The organism is Streptomyces fulvoviolaceus (assembly GCF_000718165.1).
In the GTDB taxonomy this organism is placed as follows: domain Bacteria; phylum Actinomycetota; class Actinomycetes; order Streptomycetales; family Streptomycetaceae; genus Streptomyces; species Streptomyces fulvoviolaceus.
In genome coordinates, this window is sequence record NZ_JOEY01000001.1 from 357,715 (window position 1) to 373,625 (window position 15,911).

A 15,911-nucleotide genomic window follows, 5' to 3' on the forward strand; every position below is an offset into this window, starting at 1 on the left:
ACGCGGAGCAGGAGTTGTCCGGAACCTTGGGACCCCGGTCCTTTCCGCATAGGGTTGAGCCGTGGACGAACGGCTGATGGTGATCGTCGGCTATGACACCGCCGAACTGCTGGACATCGCCTGCGTGACCACGCCGTTGGCCATGGCGAACGCACACGTCACGGCACTCACAGACGCCACGGCGAACGCGCTCGGCTCCCCCTCCCGCCCCTACCGCGTCACCGTGGCCTGCCCCGGCGGCGCCTCCTTCACCTGCGGCTCGGGGCTGACGCTGCAGGGGCAGCAGTCCCTGGAACAACTCATCGGCCCGCTCGACACGTTGATCGTCTCCGGTGGCGCGGGCGCTGGCCACGAGCGGGCCGCGTCCGATCCCCGGCTGCTCGGCCATGTCCGGCGCCTGGCCCGGGAGAGCAGCCGGGTGGTCTCCGTGTGCACCGGGGCCGGCATCCTGGCCGCCGCCGGACTGCTGGACGGCCGCCGGGCCACCACGCACTGGCGGTTCGCCGCCCAACTCGCCGCCCGTCACCCGAAGGTCGTCGTCGATCCCGACCCCATCTATATCCGCGACGGCAATGTCTATACGGCTGCGGGCATCACCAGCGCCCTGGACCTCACCCTCGCCCTCATCGAGGAGGACCACGGCGCCGAGGTGGCCCGCGGTGTGGCGCGGGACCTCGTCACCTACCTCCAACGGCCGGGAAACCAGGCGCAGATGAGCCTGCACACCGCGGCCCCGCCACCCAGGAACGACCTGGTCCGCCGACTGGTCGAGTACATCACCGGCCACCCGGACCACGACCTGAACGCCACCGCGCTCGCGGCCCGCGCCGGCGTCACCCCACGCCACCTCACCCGGCTGTTCCAGGAGGAACTCGGCCAGACCCCGGGCCGTTTCGTACGCCAGTCGCGCACCGAGGCCGCCGCCCACCTCCTGGCCTCCACCACCCTCCCCATGGCGAGCGTGGCCACCCGCTGCGGCCTGGGCACGGCCGAGACCCTGCGGCAGGCGTTCACCAGCCGCTACGGCATCTCACCGTCCCGGTACCGGGCCACGCAGGCCGCCGAAGGAACGGCCTAGCGTCAGCCCCCGCTGCCGTACGGCCGCGTCAGGATCTCCAGGTTGTGCCCGTTCGGATCGTCGAAGTACGCACCCCGGCCCCCGTCGTTGCGATTGATCTCGCCGGAACGACGGTGGAACGGGTCCGCCCAGTACGTCAGCCCGGCCTCCCGCACGCGCGCGAAGATCGTGTCGAAGTCGTCCTCGGAGACGAGGAAGGCGTAGTGCTGCGGCGTGATGGCGTCGGCGGTGTCGATGTAGTCGAGGGTCACGCCGTTCGGGATCTCGATCGGGGCGAAGGGGCCCCACTCCGGACTCACCTTCAGTCCCAGGATGTCGGCCAGGAAGCGGGCCGAGGCGTTCTTGTCGTGCGCGGCGACGATGGTGTGGTTCAGGTGAACGGTCATCGTATAGGCCTCCTCGTTCAGACCATACTCCTCGACCGTTTAAGGTAAGGCTTGCCTTAGAAAGCCTCTGGGGACTTGCCGCAGCAAACCTTGAGAACGTCGGAGTGCCAGTCGTGCGTACAGCAGCAGTGAAGGCCGTCCTGGCCGCGACCGTGGTCGGAGGGCTGCTCGCCGGCTGCTCGTCCTCGTCCTCGGACAGCGGTGACAGCGGCACCGCCAAAGAAGCCCGCAACCCCGTGATGGGCGCCTCGGAGGGGCCGTCCGCCGCGCCGAGCACCCTCGCCGACGGCATGGGCGCCGACACGGACACCGACGGCACCTTCCCGCGCACCGTCACGCACTTCAAGGGCAAGACGACCCTCAAGGCCGAGCCGAAGAAGATCGCCGTCCTCAGCACCGGCCAGCTCGACGACCTCCTCTCCCTGGGCGTCGTACCCACGGCCACCACCCGCGCCGACAACGCCGGCCTGGTGCCCGACTACCTCGCGGACGCCTTCCCGAAGGACAAGTCCGCGCTCGCCGACATGACCGACGCGGGCACCCGCCAGGCCCCCAACCTGGAGTCCCTCGCCGCCGCCAAGCCGGACCTGATCCTGGCCAACGACTCGCTCGGCGACCTCTACCCCAAGCTGTCGAAGATCGCGCCCACCGTGATCACGGCGGGCAACGGCATCAACTGGAAGCGCGACCTGCTGCTCGTCGGCGAGGCGGTCGGCAAGGGCGAGGCGGCCCAGGATCTGCTGGATGACATCGTTGCCGACGCCAAGGCGAAGGGCTCCGCGCTCGACGGCGACCCCACCGTCTCCATGGTCCGCTTCACCCCCGACCGCACCCGCATGTTCGGCGTCTCCTCCTTCACCGGTTCCATCGCCGTCGACATGGGGCTGTCGCGCCCCAAGTCCCAGCAGTTCAACGCCATCTCGGAGGACATCGGCGCCGAGAGCGTCGACACCGCCGACGGTGACTGGATCTTCTACTCCGTCCAGGGCGACGCCTCCGAGACCGACGCGGCGAGCGTGCTGGCCGGGCCCCTGTGGAAGTCGATGAAGGCGGTCGAGGCCGGGCAGGCCGTGAAGGTCGACGACGACCCCTGGTACCTCAACGCCGGCCCCAGCGCCGCGCGTCTGGTGATCTCCCAGCTCGCCGAGCACATCGGCAAGTGAGCCCGAAGAACCTCGCCTGGCCGGCGGCCGTCCTCGCGGTGGCCGCCGCCGGCCTGCTCAGCCTCGCCGTCGGCACCCGTGCCGTACCGCTGTCGGCCGTCCTCGACGCCCTGCTGCACGGCGGGGGTTCGCCGGACGCCCTTGTCGTACGGTCGCTGCGGGTGCCGCGGACCGAGGTCGGGCTGACGGCGGGCGCCGCGCTCGGGCTCGCCGGGGCGGCGCTCCAGGCCGTCACCCGCAATCCGCTCGCCGACCCGGGCATCCTCGGGCTGAGCCAGGGCGCGGCGGCGGGTGTGGTTCTCGCCCTCTCCTTCGGGCTCGCGAACGGCTTCGGCGGCTATGTCTGGTACGCCTTCGCCGGTGCCGTCGTCGCCGCGTGCCTGGTGTACGGCATCGCCGTGCGCGGACGCGGCGGGGCCTCGCCGGTCAAGCTGGCGCTGGCGGGAACGGCCCTGTCGGCCATGACGGCCGGGGGCACGACGGTCGTCCTCACCTCCAGCTCGGCCACGCTGGACCAGTTCCGGTTCTGGCAGGTGGGCGCGCTGAGCGGGCGGGACGCGGGGACGGTCGTGGACATGCTGCCGTTTCTCCTCGCGGGGGCGGTGCTGGTGCTGGCGTGTGCGCGGGGGCTGGACGCGCTGGCCCTCGGCGACGAGACGGCTCGGGCGCTGGGGCATCGGGTTCAGCTGGTGCGGGGGGTTGCTGCGCTGGGGGCGACGCTGCTGACCGCTGCGGCGGTGGCTGCGGCGGGGCCGATCGCGTTCGTGGGGCTGGCGGTGCCGCATCTGGCTCGGCGGCTGGTCTCGGGGGGACATCGTGCGGTGCTGCCCTTGTCCGCGCTGCTCGGGGCCGCGTTGTTGGTGGGCGCGGATGTTGCGGGGCGGGTGGTGCGGGCTCCGGCCGAGGTGCCGGCGGGGGTTATGACGGCGTTGGTGGGGGTGCCGGTGCTGGTTGTGCTGGTACGGCGGAGAGGTACGGCTTCGTGAAGGGTGACCGGCGTTGGGGCTGGCCGGGGGTGGGTGGCGCAGCCCGGCGCCGGCGGGGTGCCGCCTTCTGTGGGTCGGGAGCCGCCCCAGGCGGCACGATTGCCCGCGGCTTGAGGGGGACGGCGCCAGCTGCCCGCGGGCTGACGGCGGGGCACACCCTCCTCCGTCCCCACCCCCGCGTCTCCCTCCTCCTCCACCGCCGCTCGGCCGCCGTATCCGCCGCCCTTCTCGTCCTTCTCGCCGCCGTCATGCTCGCCTCCGCCTGCCTCGGCCAGACCTACGTCTCCCCCGCCGAGGTCTGGCACACCCTGCGCACCGGATCCGGGCCGTACGACCTGATCGTCGGCGAGTTGCGCGTACCCCGGATCGTGGTCGGCGCGCTCGTCGGCGCCGCGCTCGGGCTGTCCGGTGCGCTGGTGCAGTCCGTCACCCGCAACCCCCTCGCCAGCCCCGACGTCATCGGCGTGGGCCACGGCGCCGCCGCCGCGACCGTCCTCGCGCTCTCGACCGGCATGGTCGCCTCCCCCAGCGCGATGCCCGTCATCTCCGTCGCGGGCGGGCTCGCGGCCGCCGCCCTCGTCTACGTACTGGCCTGGCGCCACGGCATGCAGCCGAACCGTTTCGTGCTCACCGGGGTCGGGATCGGCGTCGCGCTGTCCGCGATCGTCCAGCTGTATCTCACCGACAGCGAGCTGGAGGCCGCCGAGCAGATCAAGCTGTGGCTGACCGGCAGTCTCAACGGGCGGGGCTGGGAGCAGGCGGGGCCCCTGGCCGTCGTACTGCTGCTGTGTCTGCCCGCGCTGGTGTGGGCGGGCCGGGCGCTGCGGCCGCTCGGCCTTGACCCGGACACGGCGGCCGCGCTCGGAGTGCGGGTGGACCGGGTGCGGCTCGGGCTCACCGTGCTCGGGGTCGTTCTCGCAGCGACAGCGACCGGCGCGGCGGGCCCTATCGGGTTCGTCGCCCTGACCTCGCCCCAGCTGGCCCGGCGGCTGACCCGCACGCCCCAACTTCCCCTGCTGTGCTCGGCGTTGACGGGCGCGTTCGTCCTGGTCGCCGCCGACCTCGCGGCCCGCACGCTGCTGCCGCCGCTGGAGATCCCGGTCGGGGCGCTGACGTCCCTCGTCGGGGGGCCGTATCTGCTGTGGCTGCTGGGGCGGCGTACGGCGACACGCTGAGGGCCCCGGCAGAAGAACCGCCGGGGCCCCACACGAAGCGAGGATCAGATGGTGGCCGTGTCGATCACGAACCGGTACCGGACATCGCTCGCCAGCACCCGCTCGTACGCCTCGTTGATCTCGTCGGCGCGGATCAGCTCGATCTCCGCGCCGAAGCCGTGCTCGGCGCAGAAGTCCAGCATCTCCTGGGTCTCCTGGATGCCGCCGATGCCGGAGCCGGCGAGGGTCTTGCGGCCGCCGATCACCGAGAAGAGGTTGAGGGCGACGGGCTCCTCGGGGGCGCCGACGTTCACGAAGGCGCCGTCCGTCTTGAGCAGGGACAGGTAGGCGTCCAGGTTCAGCGGGGCCGAGACCGTGGACAGGATGAGGTCGAAGGTGCCCGCGAGCTCCTTGAAGGTCGCCTCGTCGCTGGTCGCGTAGTAGTGGTCCGCGCCCAGCTTCAGGCCGTCGTCCTGCTTGCGCAGGGACTGCGAGAGGACGGTCACCTCGGCGCCCAGCGCGTGCGCGATCTTGACGCCCATGTGGCCGAGGCCGCCCATGCCGAGGATGGCGACCTTCTTGCCGGGGCCGGCGTTCCAGTGCTTGAGCGGGGAGTACGTGGTGATGCCGGCGCACAGGAGCGGGGCGGCCTCGTCGAGGGCCAGGCCCTCCGGAATGGTGACGACGAAGTTCTCGTCGACGACGATCTTCTCGGCATAGCCGCCGTAGGTGGGCTCGCCGTCCTTGCCGACGGCGTTGTACGTGCCGACGTTGCCCCCCGTGCAGTACTGCTCCAGGCCCGCCTTGCAGTTGTCGCACTCGCGGCAGGAGTCGACCATGCAGCCGACGCCCACCCGGTCGCCGACCTGGAACTTCGTGACACCGGGGCCCACCTCGGAGACGATGCCCGCGATCTCGTGACCGGGCACCATCGGGAAGATCGCCTCGCCCCAGCCCTCGTGGACCTGGTGGATGTCGGAGTGACAGATGCCGGCGAACCTGATGTCGATCAGGACGTCGAATTCACGGACCGCACGGCGCTCGATGGTGGTGCGCTCCAGCGGAGCCTTGGCGGCGGGGGCGGCGTATGCGGCGACAGTGGTCATGCCGGGGTTCTCCTAGCAGAGGGGTCGCGCCCGGCTGCCTTCCGGCCGGGCACGAGAGCCAGCCTGCCAGAGGGCACAGCGTTCACCCAGGTCACGGCTCTGCGTACGTCCGCTGGTCCTACTACTGGCGGGGTCAGGCTCGTGAGCGTACGACCGTGAATACTTGAGGCATGGACGAACACCCCGAACCCGCGCAGGAGCCCACCCGCGGAGGTCCGCTGGACCGGCGGGCCGAGCTCAGCGAGTTCCTGCGCACCCGGCGGGCCCGGCTGAAGCCGGAGGACGTGGGGCTGCCGGACTTCGGCCGGCACCGGCGGGTGCCGGGGCTGCGCCGCGAGGAGCTGGCGCAGCTGGCCGGGGTGTCGGTGGCGTACTACACGCGGCTGGAGCAGGGCAACGGGCGCAATGTCTCGGCGGAGGTCCTCGACGCGATCGCCCGCGCGCTGCGGCTGTCCGACGCCGAGCACGCGCACCTGACCCACCTCGCGAAGCCGAAGCAGCACAAGAAGAAGCCGGCGGGGCGTACGCAGCAGGTGCGGGGTGCGCTGCGGCAGCTGCTGGACACGATGGACGGCTTCCCGGCGTACATCACCGGCCGGCGCTCGGACGTCCTCGCCTGGAACCGGATGGCCGCGGCGGTCTTCGGCGACTGGTCCGAACTGCCGCCCCAGGAGCGGAACTGGGCGCGGATGGTGTTCCTGAGGCCCGAGTACCGCGACCTGTTCGTGGAGTGGGACCAGAAGGCGACCGACATGGTCAGCTACCTCCGCATGGACGCGGGCTGCCACCCCGACGACCCGCGCCTGTCCGCCCTGGTCGGCGAACTCTCCGTGAAGAGCGAGGAGTTCAGGCGCCTGTGGGCCACCCACGACGTCAAGGAGAAGAGCTACGGCGTCAAGCACCTGCGCCACCCGCTCGTCGGTGAACTGACCCTCTCCTTCGAGTCCTTCCCCCTGGCCGACGACACCGACCAGACCCTGATCACCTACCACGCCGAGCCGGGCTCCCCCTCCGCGGAGGCCCTACGGCTGCTCGCCAGCTGGGGCACGGACGCGACACGAGCGGGTACGTCAGTCTGAGGGCACGTACGGCGGCGCGGCCCCCCAGGTCCACTTCGGCACCGGCTGCTCCGCCGGCGGCTTGGCGTCGGGGCCGGAGAAGTACACGGCGAGCCGCGTGCCCCACTCCACATACGCCACGAACGCGGAGCGGAACTCGGCGTCCGTCGGGAGGCCCGCCTCGTCGGCCGCGTCCTGGATCAGGTTGACCCAGCGGCGGCGCTGGGTCTCCGTGATGCCCCGGCCCATGTGCTTGGCCACCATGTGGCCGTGGCCGCCCTGGGTCTCGGAGTAGGCGGGCGGGCCGCCGAAGGCCTCGGCCAGCCAGAGGGCGACGTGCTGCGCATGCTCGGGGGCCAACCCGTCGAACACCGGGGCCAGGAGGTCGTCCTTGACCACCTTCTCGTAGAAGACCGAGGTGAGCCGGTCGAAGGCCTCGCCGCCGCCCGCCCACGCGTAGAGCGTGGGGACGGCTGAACCCGTGCCCCGAACCGTGGTCGGCTTGTAGTGCCGCATCTCCTGGATGCTCGGGATGTACGCGCGGATCTCGGCGAGGAAGTCGGGGAACAGCTCCGACTTGCGGAAGCCCTCGACGTGGGCCTCGGTCGACGTCCAGACGATGCGCAGGACGAAGTGCTCGAAGTCCTCCTCGCAGCGCGCCAGTTCGTAGCCGACGCACTGCGGGGCCGCCGCCAGCTGGGCCGCGGCCCGGGTGTAGGCGGACAGGAACTCCGCCGACTGTTCTTCCGGGATGTGGTACCGGATGTACTCGACGGTCTCTGTGGTCATGCGCCCACGGAAACACGGACGGCCCGCCGGAAGCTGCACTTCCGGCGAAGCGGCGCCGAAAGGCGGATTCGCCCGGATCCCGGCTCCCCTCCAAGACGGTCACGGGAGTAGACGCAGGGCCAACACACCTGTGGACCCACTGTTAACGACAGCCCCGGCGGTCACACCGCATGGTGATCGGACAGGTGATCGCAATGCCGGGTACGACGGGGGGGCATATGGGCCGCACCGGCGTCGGACCCCGGCTTCGCGTGAGCCATCACTCACAGGAGGGGAAACAATGCGCAAGCGCAGCATGGCGGCGATCGTCGGAGCAGTCGCGGCGATCGCCATCCCGCTTTCCGCCACTTCCGCCAACGCGGTCGGGGTCGAGGGCACCACCGGCATCCGGAACGACAACAGCCAGAAGTGTCTGGCGATTCCCGGCGGCAGCTCGGCGGCGAACGGGACGGCCGCCATCCAGTTCACCTGCGACAAGGCAGCCGACGGCTCGTGGGACACCGATCAGCTGTGGACCTGGACCCTGGTTTCGGGAGCGACGTCGACGTACACCCTCAAGAACTACGCCACCGGAAAGTGTCTGGCGATCGGCGGCGGAAGCCACACCCTGGGCGCGGAGGCGATCCAGTGGCCCTGCAACGGCAGCACCGAACAGCAGTGGATCTACGACAGCAGCCATCGCCTCTGGAACAAGGAGAGCGACCTCTGCCTCGCCATCCCCAGCGCCAATGTGGCGAACGGTGTCGCCGCCGTCCAGTGGACGTGCAGAGACGTGAGCACCAACCCGGAGCAGAAGTGGGACCAGGTCGCGTGATAACGGCCTAAGCGAAGGGGCCTGCCGGAAGTCACCTTCCGGCAGGCCCCTCAGTTGCGCATCAGCTACGAACTACTTGCCGTAGTAGGCGTTGTAGATCGAGATCGTCGACTTGTTGCCCTTCTTGTCGGCGATCTTGGCGTGGAAGGAGATGGCCTTCCCCTTCGCCGGGTTCTTCACGGAGATCTTGCCGTTCACGACCTTGACCTTCTTCCAGGTCTGGCCGTAGTCGTACGAGACGTACACCGTCAGGGACTTGAGGTTCGAGCCCTTGGCGGCACCCTCGACGGTCACCGGGATCTTGACCGTCTTACCGGCCGTGACCTTGCTGTCCAGACCGGTGCTCGCCGCGAAACGGGCCGTGGACGCGGGCAGCTTGGCCAGGTCGGCCGGCTTCTTGGACTTGAACGTCCAGCTCGCGTCGATGCGGGTGGAGGCCGCCGCGACCTTGACGCTGCGCTTGACCGAGGTGGTCAGCTTGTACTCGGCCTGGCCGGCCGGGACCTTGAACGCCTTCTCGCCGAACAGCGGGTCGTCGTTGGTGCCGACCTGAGTGCCGTTGCGGTAGAGGGTGGTCTTCACCGAGGTGAAGGCCGAGGAACCGGCGTGGGTCTTGCCGTCGGCGAACAGCGGGATGTAGCCGTAGATGTTGTTGCCGTCGCGGTAGAGACCGAACTCCGCGTTCAAGTGCGGCCCGAAGACGGCCGTGTTGAACGTCTTCGAGTAGCTCTTGCCGCCCTTGAAGGACTGCGCGGCACCGAGCGTGTAGTACGCCTCGGAGACCGGGAAGCCGTCCTCGTCGACGCCACCGGACTGCTCGAAGTCCACGCCCCACTTCACACCGCCGAGGGTCGACAGGTGCAGGGTGCGGATGCCGGGCAGGGTCTGGCTGAAGCCGATCGAGGTGGCGCTGAAGCTACCGGGCAGCCAGCCGACGGCGTTGACCGAGCCGGACTTGCCGCTCGCCGCCGCACCCATGCCGACCTTGACCGTGGCCAGCTCGCTCGCCTTGTAGTGCTTGGTGTAACCGGTGGCGAACTGCTCGACCACACCGCCGGCGACGGTGTCGTACTGCTCCTTGGCGCCCTTGCTCCAGTGGGCGTCGAACTGCTGGCTGAAGGAGCCGTCGGTGATCTTCGGACCGACATGCGCGGTGTTGAAGCCCGCGTACGAGTCCAGCCACCAGCCGTAGCCGAAGCCGCCCTCGGACGTGTTGACCTGGAAGCCCGGCGAGGCGAACTCCGACTTGGCGCCGGCGTCCGGCACGGTGATGTCGACCGGCTTGGCCTTGCGTGCGTCCAGCGTGATCGTCACGTTCTTGTTGACGTTCAGCTTCGGACGGACCAGCCAGTCGGTGCCCTTGGTGACGTCCTCCGGGTCCACGAAGGTCGTGGTGTTGAGGATGTAACCGCCCTTGGGCACGCGGACCGTGACGGTGCCGTCCGCCTCGTACGGCATGTACCACTTGCCGTTGCCCAGACCGGAGATGCCGGACAGGTCGGTCATGTAGTTCGCGGTCGCGTTGCCGTCACGGCCGAGGACCTTCAGCGTGACGTCGTAGGACTCGACCTCGCGCTGCACGGCAGCGGCCGTACGCACGGTCTGGCCGTCGCCCGTCGCCGTCACGTACGCGGAGTACGCGCCGTCGAGCGTGCCGCCCAGCTTGCTGTTGACCGTCAGGTCGACGGAGGCCTTGCCGCCCGCCGGGACCGTCACCGAGGTGGCGCCCAGCGTGAAGAAGCCGGCCGGAGCGGCCTGCCCCTTCGGGTTGGTGGCCGTGGACGACAGCTTGAGCGTGACGTCCTTGTCACCGAGGTTGCGGTAGGTGACCTGCTTGGTCTCCGGGGTGTCGTCGGTGTGCGGCCACTGCTGCGCACCGAAGCTCACCGACACCGGGTCGGCGATCACGGTCTGCTTGATGGCCTTGTCGACCTGGATACGGCCCGAACCCTGCTGGAACGGCGTGTACTTGCCGCCCTTCGTGGAGCCCGTGAGGGCGCCCTTCAGCTCGGCGTACGTCCAGTCCGGGTGCTCCTGCTTGAGGATCGCCGCCGCGCCCGCGACATGCGGGGTCGCCATCGACGTACCGGAGATGGTCAGGTAGCCGTCCGGGTTCTGGCCGACCTCCTGCTCGATGATGCTGCCCGGGGCCGCCGCCGCGGTGATGTCGACGCCGGGAGCGGTCACGTCGGGCTTGATCTGCCCGTCGAGGCCGGGGCCGGTGCTGGAGAAGGACGCCAGCTTGTCGTTGTCGTCGACCGCGCCGACGGTCAGGGCGGAGGCCGCGCTGCCCGGGGAGCCGATGGTCTGGTCGCCGAAGTCGCCCTCGTTGCCGGCGGCGATGGCGAAGAGGATGCCCTTCTCCGCCGAGAGCTTGTTGACCTCGGCTTCCAGCGGGTCGATCTCCGGAGTGTCGCCGCCGCCCAGGCTCAGGTTGACGACGTCGGCGCCCTGCTCGGCCGCCCACTCCATGCCCGCGAGGATGCCGGAGTCGTCGCCGTAGCCGTCGTCGCTCAGCACCTTGCCGTTGAGCAGCTTGGCGCCGGGCGCGACGCCCTTGTACTTGCCGCCGGACTTCGCGCCGGTACCGGCCGCGATGGAGGCGACGTGCGTGCCGTGGCCGAACTTGTCGGTCGCGTCCGCGGAGGTGGAGAAGTTCTTCTCGGCGATCACCTGGTCCTTGAGGTCCGGGTGGGTCGCGTCGACACCGGTGTCCAGGACGGCGATCTTGACGCCCTTGCCGTCGTAGCCGGCGGCCCACGCGGTGGGGGCGCCGATCTGCGGCACGGACTTGTCGAGGCTGGCCTTGCGGACGCCGTCGAGCCAGACGTGGGCGATGCCGGAGGCGGTCTTGTCGCCGTTGGTGACCGCGTCCCACAGCTCGGGGGCGTCCTCCTTCGGCGTCTGCACCGCGTCCGCGTTCAGCGACTTCAGGCTCCGGCGGAGCTCGCCCGCGTCACGGACGTCGGCCTTGGTGGCCGCGGCGGTGCCCTTGTAACCGACGATCACCTTCAGTCCCTGCTTCTGGGACTTGCGGCTGGCGGTCTTGTTGAGCTCGGTGACGTCGAACAGCCGCTGGTCCAGCTTGCCGCTGTTGACCAGGCGGGTGACGTCGGCCGGCAGCACATAGGTGTGCCCGTCGGCCTGGCGGAGCTGGACGGGTATGTGCTCGCGTCCCTTCGCGGGCTCGAGGCCCACGACACGCCCCTTGGCGTCCACCACTACGCGGTCACCCGTGATCAGGGTGATGCGGTGCTTGGCCGTGAGCTGCGCCGCCTTGGTCGAGGCGCTCGCCGTCTGCTCCGCATCCGCCGACGCCGGGCTGGTCATGCCCGCCGCCAGAGCTACTGCGGCCGCCGCGGCGATCGTGCCAGCGCATGCCCTTTTTACTTGTCTGCGCAAGATTCCCCCTTGCAGAAGAACCGGGTAAATGGTCCCCGTTCACCCGGCCGGGGGCAGACTCGCACGCACATGCGTGCACCCCCCGGTATCCGCAGTATGCCGGGGGGTGATCAGCGGGCTCAATAGACAGGTGCCTGACAGGCAGGTCTGTTACACGATTGCCGGATTCACAAGTAGGCGTTCAGGAAGCGGAGTTCAGGAGTCGGCGTTCAGGAGGCGGCGTTCTCCTTGACCGTGATCTTGCCCTTGCGGATGGTCGCGAGCCGCGGCGCCTTCTTCGCGATGGCGGAGTCGTGGGTGACCATGATGAAGGTCAACCCCAGCTCCTTCCACATGCGTTCGAGTACGTCCATGATCTCGTCGCGCATCGACTCGTCGAGGTTTCCGGTGGGTTCGTCGGCGAGCAGCACCTTGGGGTTCTTGACGAGTGCGCGGGCGATGGCGACGCGCTGCTGCTGGCCTCCGGACATCTCGCCGGGCAGGTGCCCGAGCCGCTCGCCGAGCCCGACCGACTCCAGCGCCGCGGCGGCCCGTTCGCGCCGGTCCTTCGTCTTCACCCCGAGGGGTACGAGGGCGGTCTCGACGTTCTCCTGTGCGGTGAGCGTCGGGATCAGGTTGAAGCTCTGGAAGACGAAGCCGATGTTCTCGCTGCGCACCTTTGTCAGCTTGGCCTCGGAGAGCTTGGCCAGGTCGACGCCGTCGAGGACGACTTCGCCCTCGGTGGGCTTGTCCAGGGCGCCGAGCATCTGGAGGAGGGTGGACTTGCCGCCGCCGGTGGGGCCCTGGATGACGAGGCGGTCGCCGTCGGCGATGGTGAGGTCCACACCGGCGAGGGCGTGGACGGTGTCCTTGCCTCGGGTGTAGCGCTTGGTGACGCTCTTGAGTTCGTACATCTGGGTAGCTCCTGGGTTGGTTCGGGGTGGTGCGGATCGTCTTTGGCTGCGGGGTCGGTGGGGGCTGGTCGCGCCCGCGCGGCGGAGCCGCATATCGATGCAGCCCCGCGCCCCTGGGTGGGTTCAGCCTGCGTGGGTCGTATGGCGCCGTAGCCCCGCGCAGCCACGTCGCTGGAACCTGCGTAGCTGCGGGCGGTCGTGCCGCTGGGGCGGCACGACTGACAGAAGGCGGCACCTCGGCAGCGCCGAGTTGCGCGACCCACCCCCGCCCGGCCACAGCCGACGCCCGCTACTCGACTCGGCGCAACGCGTCCGCCGGCCGCAGCCGGGACGCGCGCCAGCCGCCGAACGCTCCCGCGATCAGGCCGCCCGCCACCGCCAGGGCCACCGCGATCGCGACCGTCGTAAGGCTGACCGGGGCCGTGAGGGCCACGTCCAGGGTCTTGGCCGCGGCCTGCTGACCAGGACCGCCGCCGCCGAAGCCGCCGCCCCCGCCGGGACCACCCTGGCCCCCGCCACCGCCACCACTACTGCCCAACTGCGCCTGCAGCGTGGGGCTGATGGCCGTCACCAGATACGCACCCGCGAGGCCCAGCGCGATACCCAGCGCACCGCCCAGCAGGCCGTTCACCATCGCCTCACCGACGACCTGCCGGGTCACCCGCCCCGACTTCCAGCCCAGCGCCTTCAGCGTGCCGAACTCACGGACGCGGCGCGAGACCGCGGAGGAGGTCAGCAGACCCGCCACCAGGAAGGCGGCGACCAGCACCGCGATCGACAGCCACTTGCCGACGTTCGTGGCGAGCGAGGAGGCCGTGGAGAGGGAGCCGGAGACGGTGTCCGCGAGGTCGGCGGAGGTCGTGACGGTCGTACCCGAGATGTTCTTCTGGATGGTCGACTTGACGGCGTCGATCTTCTGCGAGTCGGTCGCCTGAACGTAGATCGTGGTGACCTTGTTCTTCGATTCGCTGAGGGTCTGCGCCTGCTTGAGCGGGATGTAGAGATTGGCCGCCGAGTCACCGCTGTCCGCGGTCGCGACGCCGATCACCTTGAACTTGACGCTCTTGATGGTGACGGTGGAACCGACCTTGAGCTTCTTCTCCTTGGCGTACGCCGAGTCGACGACAGCGACCTTGGCGTTGGTCTCGGTCGTCTTGAAGGTACGGCCGCTGGTGAGCTTGGAGGAGGTCAGCGGGCCGAGGGCCGACTTGGTGACGTCGGTGCCGAAGACCGAGTAGTTGTTGACGTCGAAGTTGGCTCCGCCGCCCTGCACTTCGCCCTGCGGCTGGCCGGTGCCGCCGCCGTTCTGACCGCCACCCTGCTGGTTGCCGCCTTCCTGACCGTTGTCGCCCTGCTGGAACTGGCCGCGGGTGAACTCGCCGCTGACCTTGATGACCTGGAGGCTGAGGCCGCCGACCGCGTCGGAGACGCCGGTCTGCTTGCCGACCTTGGAGACGGTGGCGGTGGACAGGGTCTGGAAGCCCTGCACCATGACGCGGTCGCTGCTCTGCTCCTCGCCGGAGTCGTTGTCCTGCGCGTCGAACTCGAAGCGCGGACGCTCGGAGCTGTTCGCCTGCGGCTGGGCGGCCTTGGTGACCGTCATGTCCGTGCCGAGGCCGTACAGCGACTGGAGGACCTTGTCCTGCGCCTTCCCCATGCCGGACGACACGGAGGAGACCACGATGACCAGCGCGATGCCGAGCGCGAGCCCGGAGGCGACGACGAGGGCCGCCTTTCTGCGGCGGCGCAGTTCGCGCCTCAGGTAGGTGAAGAACATGGCCGCAAGGTAGGTACGGCGCGTGATGGCTGGATAAGGCAGACATAAGAGAACGATGAGAAGGCTGTCTGTGAGCCAGGCAGAAGCCCGGACGCGCCTGTCAGCCACACGGCGCAAGGGCCCGCCAGGACCAACTGCCGGATTTGTCCCTCTCGTTCACATCGAGCACGGCCACCCAGCGTTCCCCGTCCATGAAGGCGCCCCTTAATCCCGAGCATTCCAGGTCCACCAGCCCCACGGCTGCTCCGCCTTCCCGCCCAAGGGCGACGGCCCGCCGGGACGTGATACAGCCGTCGGTCACGCCGAGCGGCCGGAAGCCGAAGAGCGGGGCCAGTCGAGATCAGTATGGAGCGGGCGTCCGCTCTCCTGAGAGAGGGACAACACCGCCCTCCATCGCCACCCGGCAGACGGCGATGACGACCCCGCGACGGCTACGCCCCAACTCCCCACTGACCGTGGCGTACCTCCACGCGGTCCTCCGAGAGGAGGAGCTTCCGCGCAACGTCGCCGGCAATGTCAAGACCGCCGCGCCCCGCCCCGGCCGCTTCCAGCCCCTCACAGCAGTCGAGGCCCGGCCGTTCCTCCAGACGGCCGGCGACGACCGGCTGTTGCCTTGTACGAACTCGCCCTGCGCACTGGACTCCGCAAGAGCGAACTCCTCGGCCTCCACTGAGAAGATCTCGACCTCGACGGAGGCACCGCCACCATCCGCCGTTCCCTCCAGCGCACACGCAGTCAGGGGCTGACCATCCTGTACACCAAGACTCTCGCCTCCGAACTCCGCATCGCCCTCCCTACCGAATGCCTCAATTCCCTCAAGACCCACCAGGAACAACGGAAGGAAGAGCGCCAGGCAGCCGGAACGGGCTGGACGGACAACGGTCTCGTCTTCACCACTCCACTGGCAGACCGCTCGACCCCACCAACCTGAGCCGCCTCCCCCTCCGCCACACAGGCCTCCGAACAATCCGCTTCCACGATCTCCGCCACTCGACCGCGACCCTGCTCCTGGAACAGGGCGTCGACCTCGTCGTCACCGAGGAACTCCTCAGCCACGCCCACATCGGCGTCACCGCCGGCCTCCACGCCCATGTCCGACTCCGCCTCGAGCGCCAGGCCATTGACACTCTCGGCACCACCATCGGCCCGACCGACGCCCTCGACGGCCCACCCACCACAGCCATCGTCTGCTGACGTCGCCGTCACCGTTGCTGTCAAACGGCGGCAGGGGCCACACCGGAGATCACTCCGGCGAGGCCCCTTTCTCTTCATTCTTTCCCTAGGAATTACATCACTCAGGAATTA

The 15,911-nt window shown here is 69.7% G+C and carries 12 protein-coding genes and 1 pseudogene; 7 read left to right on the plus strand and 6 right to left on the minus strand.

Going from position 1 to position 15,911, the window contains the following annotated elements:
* The first annotated feature begins 61 nt into the window (after positions 1–61).
* A complete protein-coding gene (locus IG08_RS0101740) occupies positions 62–1,078 on the plus strand; it encodes a GlxA family transcriptional regulator (protein ID WP_030595194.1) in 1,017 nt (338 codons plus the stop codon).
* 2 nt (positions 1,079–1,080) lie between these two features.
* Here IG08_RS0101740 and IG08_RS0101745 read toward each other — a convergent pair whose 3' ends face one another.
* Entirely contained in the window at positions 1,081–1,464 is a 384-nt protein-coding gene (locus tag IG08_RS0101745) for a VOC family protein (protein ID WP_030595199.1), read from the minus strand.
* Positions 1,465–1,577: 113 nt separating this feature from the next.
* Between IG08_RS0101745 and IG08_RS0101750 the strand changes: the two genes are divergently transcribed.
* From IG08_RS0101750 to IG08_RS0101760, 3 genes are all read left to right on the plus strand, one after another.
* Positions 1,578–2,627 carry an ABC transporter substrate-binding protein gene (locus IG08_RS0101750; protein WP_030595202.1) on the plus strand — a complete coding sequence of 350 codons (1,050 nt, stop codon included), beginning with the start codon at positions 1,578–1,580 and terminating at the stop codon, positions 2,625–2,627.
* Positions 2,624–3,613, plus strand: a complete 990-nt coding sequence (locus IG08_RS0101755) for a FecCD family ABC transporter permease (RefSeq protein WP_030595205.1) — start codon at positions 2,624–2,626, stop codon at positions 3,611–3,613. Before IG08_RS0101750 ends, IG08_RS0101755 begins: the two co-directional genes overlap by 4 nt.
* Positions 3,614–3,723: 110 nt before the next feature.
* On the plus strand, positions 3,724–4,788 hold the full coding sequence (locus IG08_RS0101760) for a FecCD family ABC transporter permease (RefSeq protein ID WP_030595207.1): 1,065 nt from the start codon (positions 3,724–3,726) through the stop codon (positions 4,786–4,788).
* Positions 4,789–4,832: 44 nt separating this feature from the next.
* Here IG08_RS0101760 and IG08_RS0101765 read toward each other — a convergent pair whose 3' ends face one another.
* The gene (locus tag IG08_RS0101765) at positions 4,833–5,873 is read right to left on the minus strand and encodes an NAD(P)-dependent alcohol dehydrogenase (protein ID WP_030595210.1); all 1,041 of its coding nucleotides are present in this window, start codon (positions 5,871–5,873) and stop codon (positions 4,833–4,835) included.
* A 170-nt stretch (positions 5,874–6,043) separates the two neighbouring features.
* On the opposite strand from IG08_RS0101765, the gene IG08_RS0101770 reads away from it, so the two are divergent.
* Positions 6,044–6,952, plus strand: a complete 909-nt coding sequence (locus IG08_RS0101770; protein WP_030595213.1) for a helix-turn-helix domain-containing protein — start codon at positions 6,044–6,046, stop codon at positions 6,950–6,952.
* Here the strand turns inward: IG08_RS0101770 and IG08_RS0101775 are convergent.
* A complete protein-coding gene (locus IG08_RS0101775; protein ID WP_030595215.1) occupies positions 6,944–7,720 on the minus strand; it encodes a group II truncated hemoglobin in 777 nt (258 codons plus the stop codon). The two genes, IG08_RS0101770 and IG08_RS0101775, sit on opposite strands and share 9 nt — an antisense overlap.
* Before the next feature lie 280 nt (positions 7,721–8,000).
* Here IG08_RS0101775 and IG08_RS59895 point away from each other — a divergent pair, with 280 nt between their 5' ends.
* Positions 8,001–8,534 (plus strand): RICIN domain-containing protein, encoded by a 534-nt coding sequence (locus IG08_RS59895; RefSeq protein WP_052424434.1) that lies wholly within the window; start codon positions 8,001–8,003, stop codon positions 8,532–8,534.
* 72 nt (positions 8,535–8,606) lie between these two features.
* Here IG08_RS59895 and IG08_RS0101785 read toward each other — a convergent pair whose 3' ends face one another.
* The 3 genes from IG08_RS0101785 to IG08_RS0101795 form a co-directional block, all read right to left on the minus strand.
* Positions 8,607–11,864, minus strand: a complete 3,258-nt coding sequence (locus tag IG08_RS0101785; RefSeq protein WP_052424435.1) for a S8 family peptidase — start codon at positions 11,862–11,864, stop codon at positions 8,607–8,609.
* A gap of 281 nt (positions 11,865–12,145) precedes the next feature.
* A complete protein-coding gene (locus IG08_RS0101790; protein WP_030595224.1) occupies positions 12,146–12,829 on the minus strand; it encodes an ABC transporter ATP-binding protein in 684 nt (227 codons plus the stop codon).
* Positions 12,830–13,118: 289 nt separating this feature from the next.
* A complete protein-coding gene (locus tag IG08_RS0101795; RefSeq protein ID WP_030595226.1) occupies positions 13,119–14,606 on the minus strand; it encodes an ABC transporter permease in 1,488 nt (495 codons plus the stop codon).
* A gap of 443 nt (positions 14,607–15,049) precedes the next feature.
* On the opposite strand from IG08_RS0101795, the pseudogene IG08_RS56620 reads away from it, so the two are divergent.
* Positions 15,050–15,800, plus strand: a pseudogene (locus tag IG08_RS56620) (tyrosine-type recombinase/integrase); the annotation flags it as partial.
* Between the last annotated feature and the right edge of the window lie 111 nt (positions 15,801–15,911).

Bases quoted from the DNA above. Each gene is read 5' to 3' on its own strand.
- IG08_RS0101745 (WP_030595199.1), bottom strand. From the start codon at position 1,464: ATGACCGTTCACCTGAACCACACCATCGTCGCCGCGCACGACAAGAAC.
- IG08_RS0101765 (WP_030595210.1), bottom strand. From the start codon at position 5,873: ATGACCACTGTCGCCGCATACGCCGCCCCCGCCGCCAAGGCTCCGCTG.
- IG08_RS0101770 (WP_030595213.1), top strand. From the start codon at position 6,044: ATGGACGAACACCCCGAACCCGCGCAGGAGCCCACCCGCGGAGGTCCG.
- IG08_RS0101775 (WP_030595215.1), bottom strand. From the start codon at position 7,720: ATGACCACAGAGACCGTCGAGTACATCCGGTACCACATCCCGGAAGAA.
- IG08_RS59895 (WP_052424434.1), top strand. From the start codon at position 8,001: ATGCGCAAGCGCAGCATGGCGGCGATCGTCGGAGCAGTCGCGGCGATC.
- IG08_RS0101785 (WP_052424435.1), bottom strand. From the start codon at position 11,864: ATGACCAGCCCGGCGTCGGCGGATGCGGAGCAGACGGCGAGCGCCTCG.
- IG08_RS0101790 (WP_030595224.1), bottom strand. From the start codon at position 12,829: ATGTACGAACTCAAGAGCGTCACCAAGCGCTACACCCGAGGCAAGGAC.
- IG08_RS0101795 (WP_030595226.1), bottom strand. From the start codon at position 14,606: ATGTTCTTCACCTACCTGAGGCGCGAACTGCGCCGCCGCAGAAAGGCG.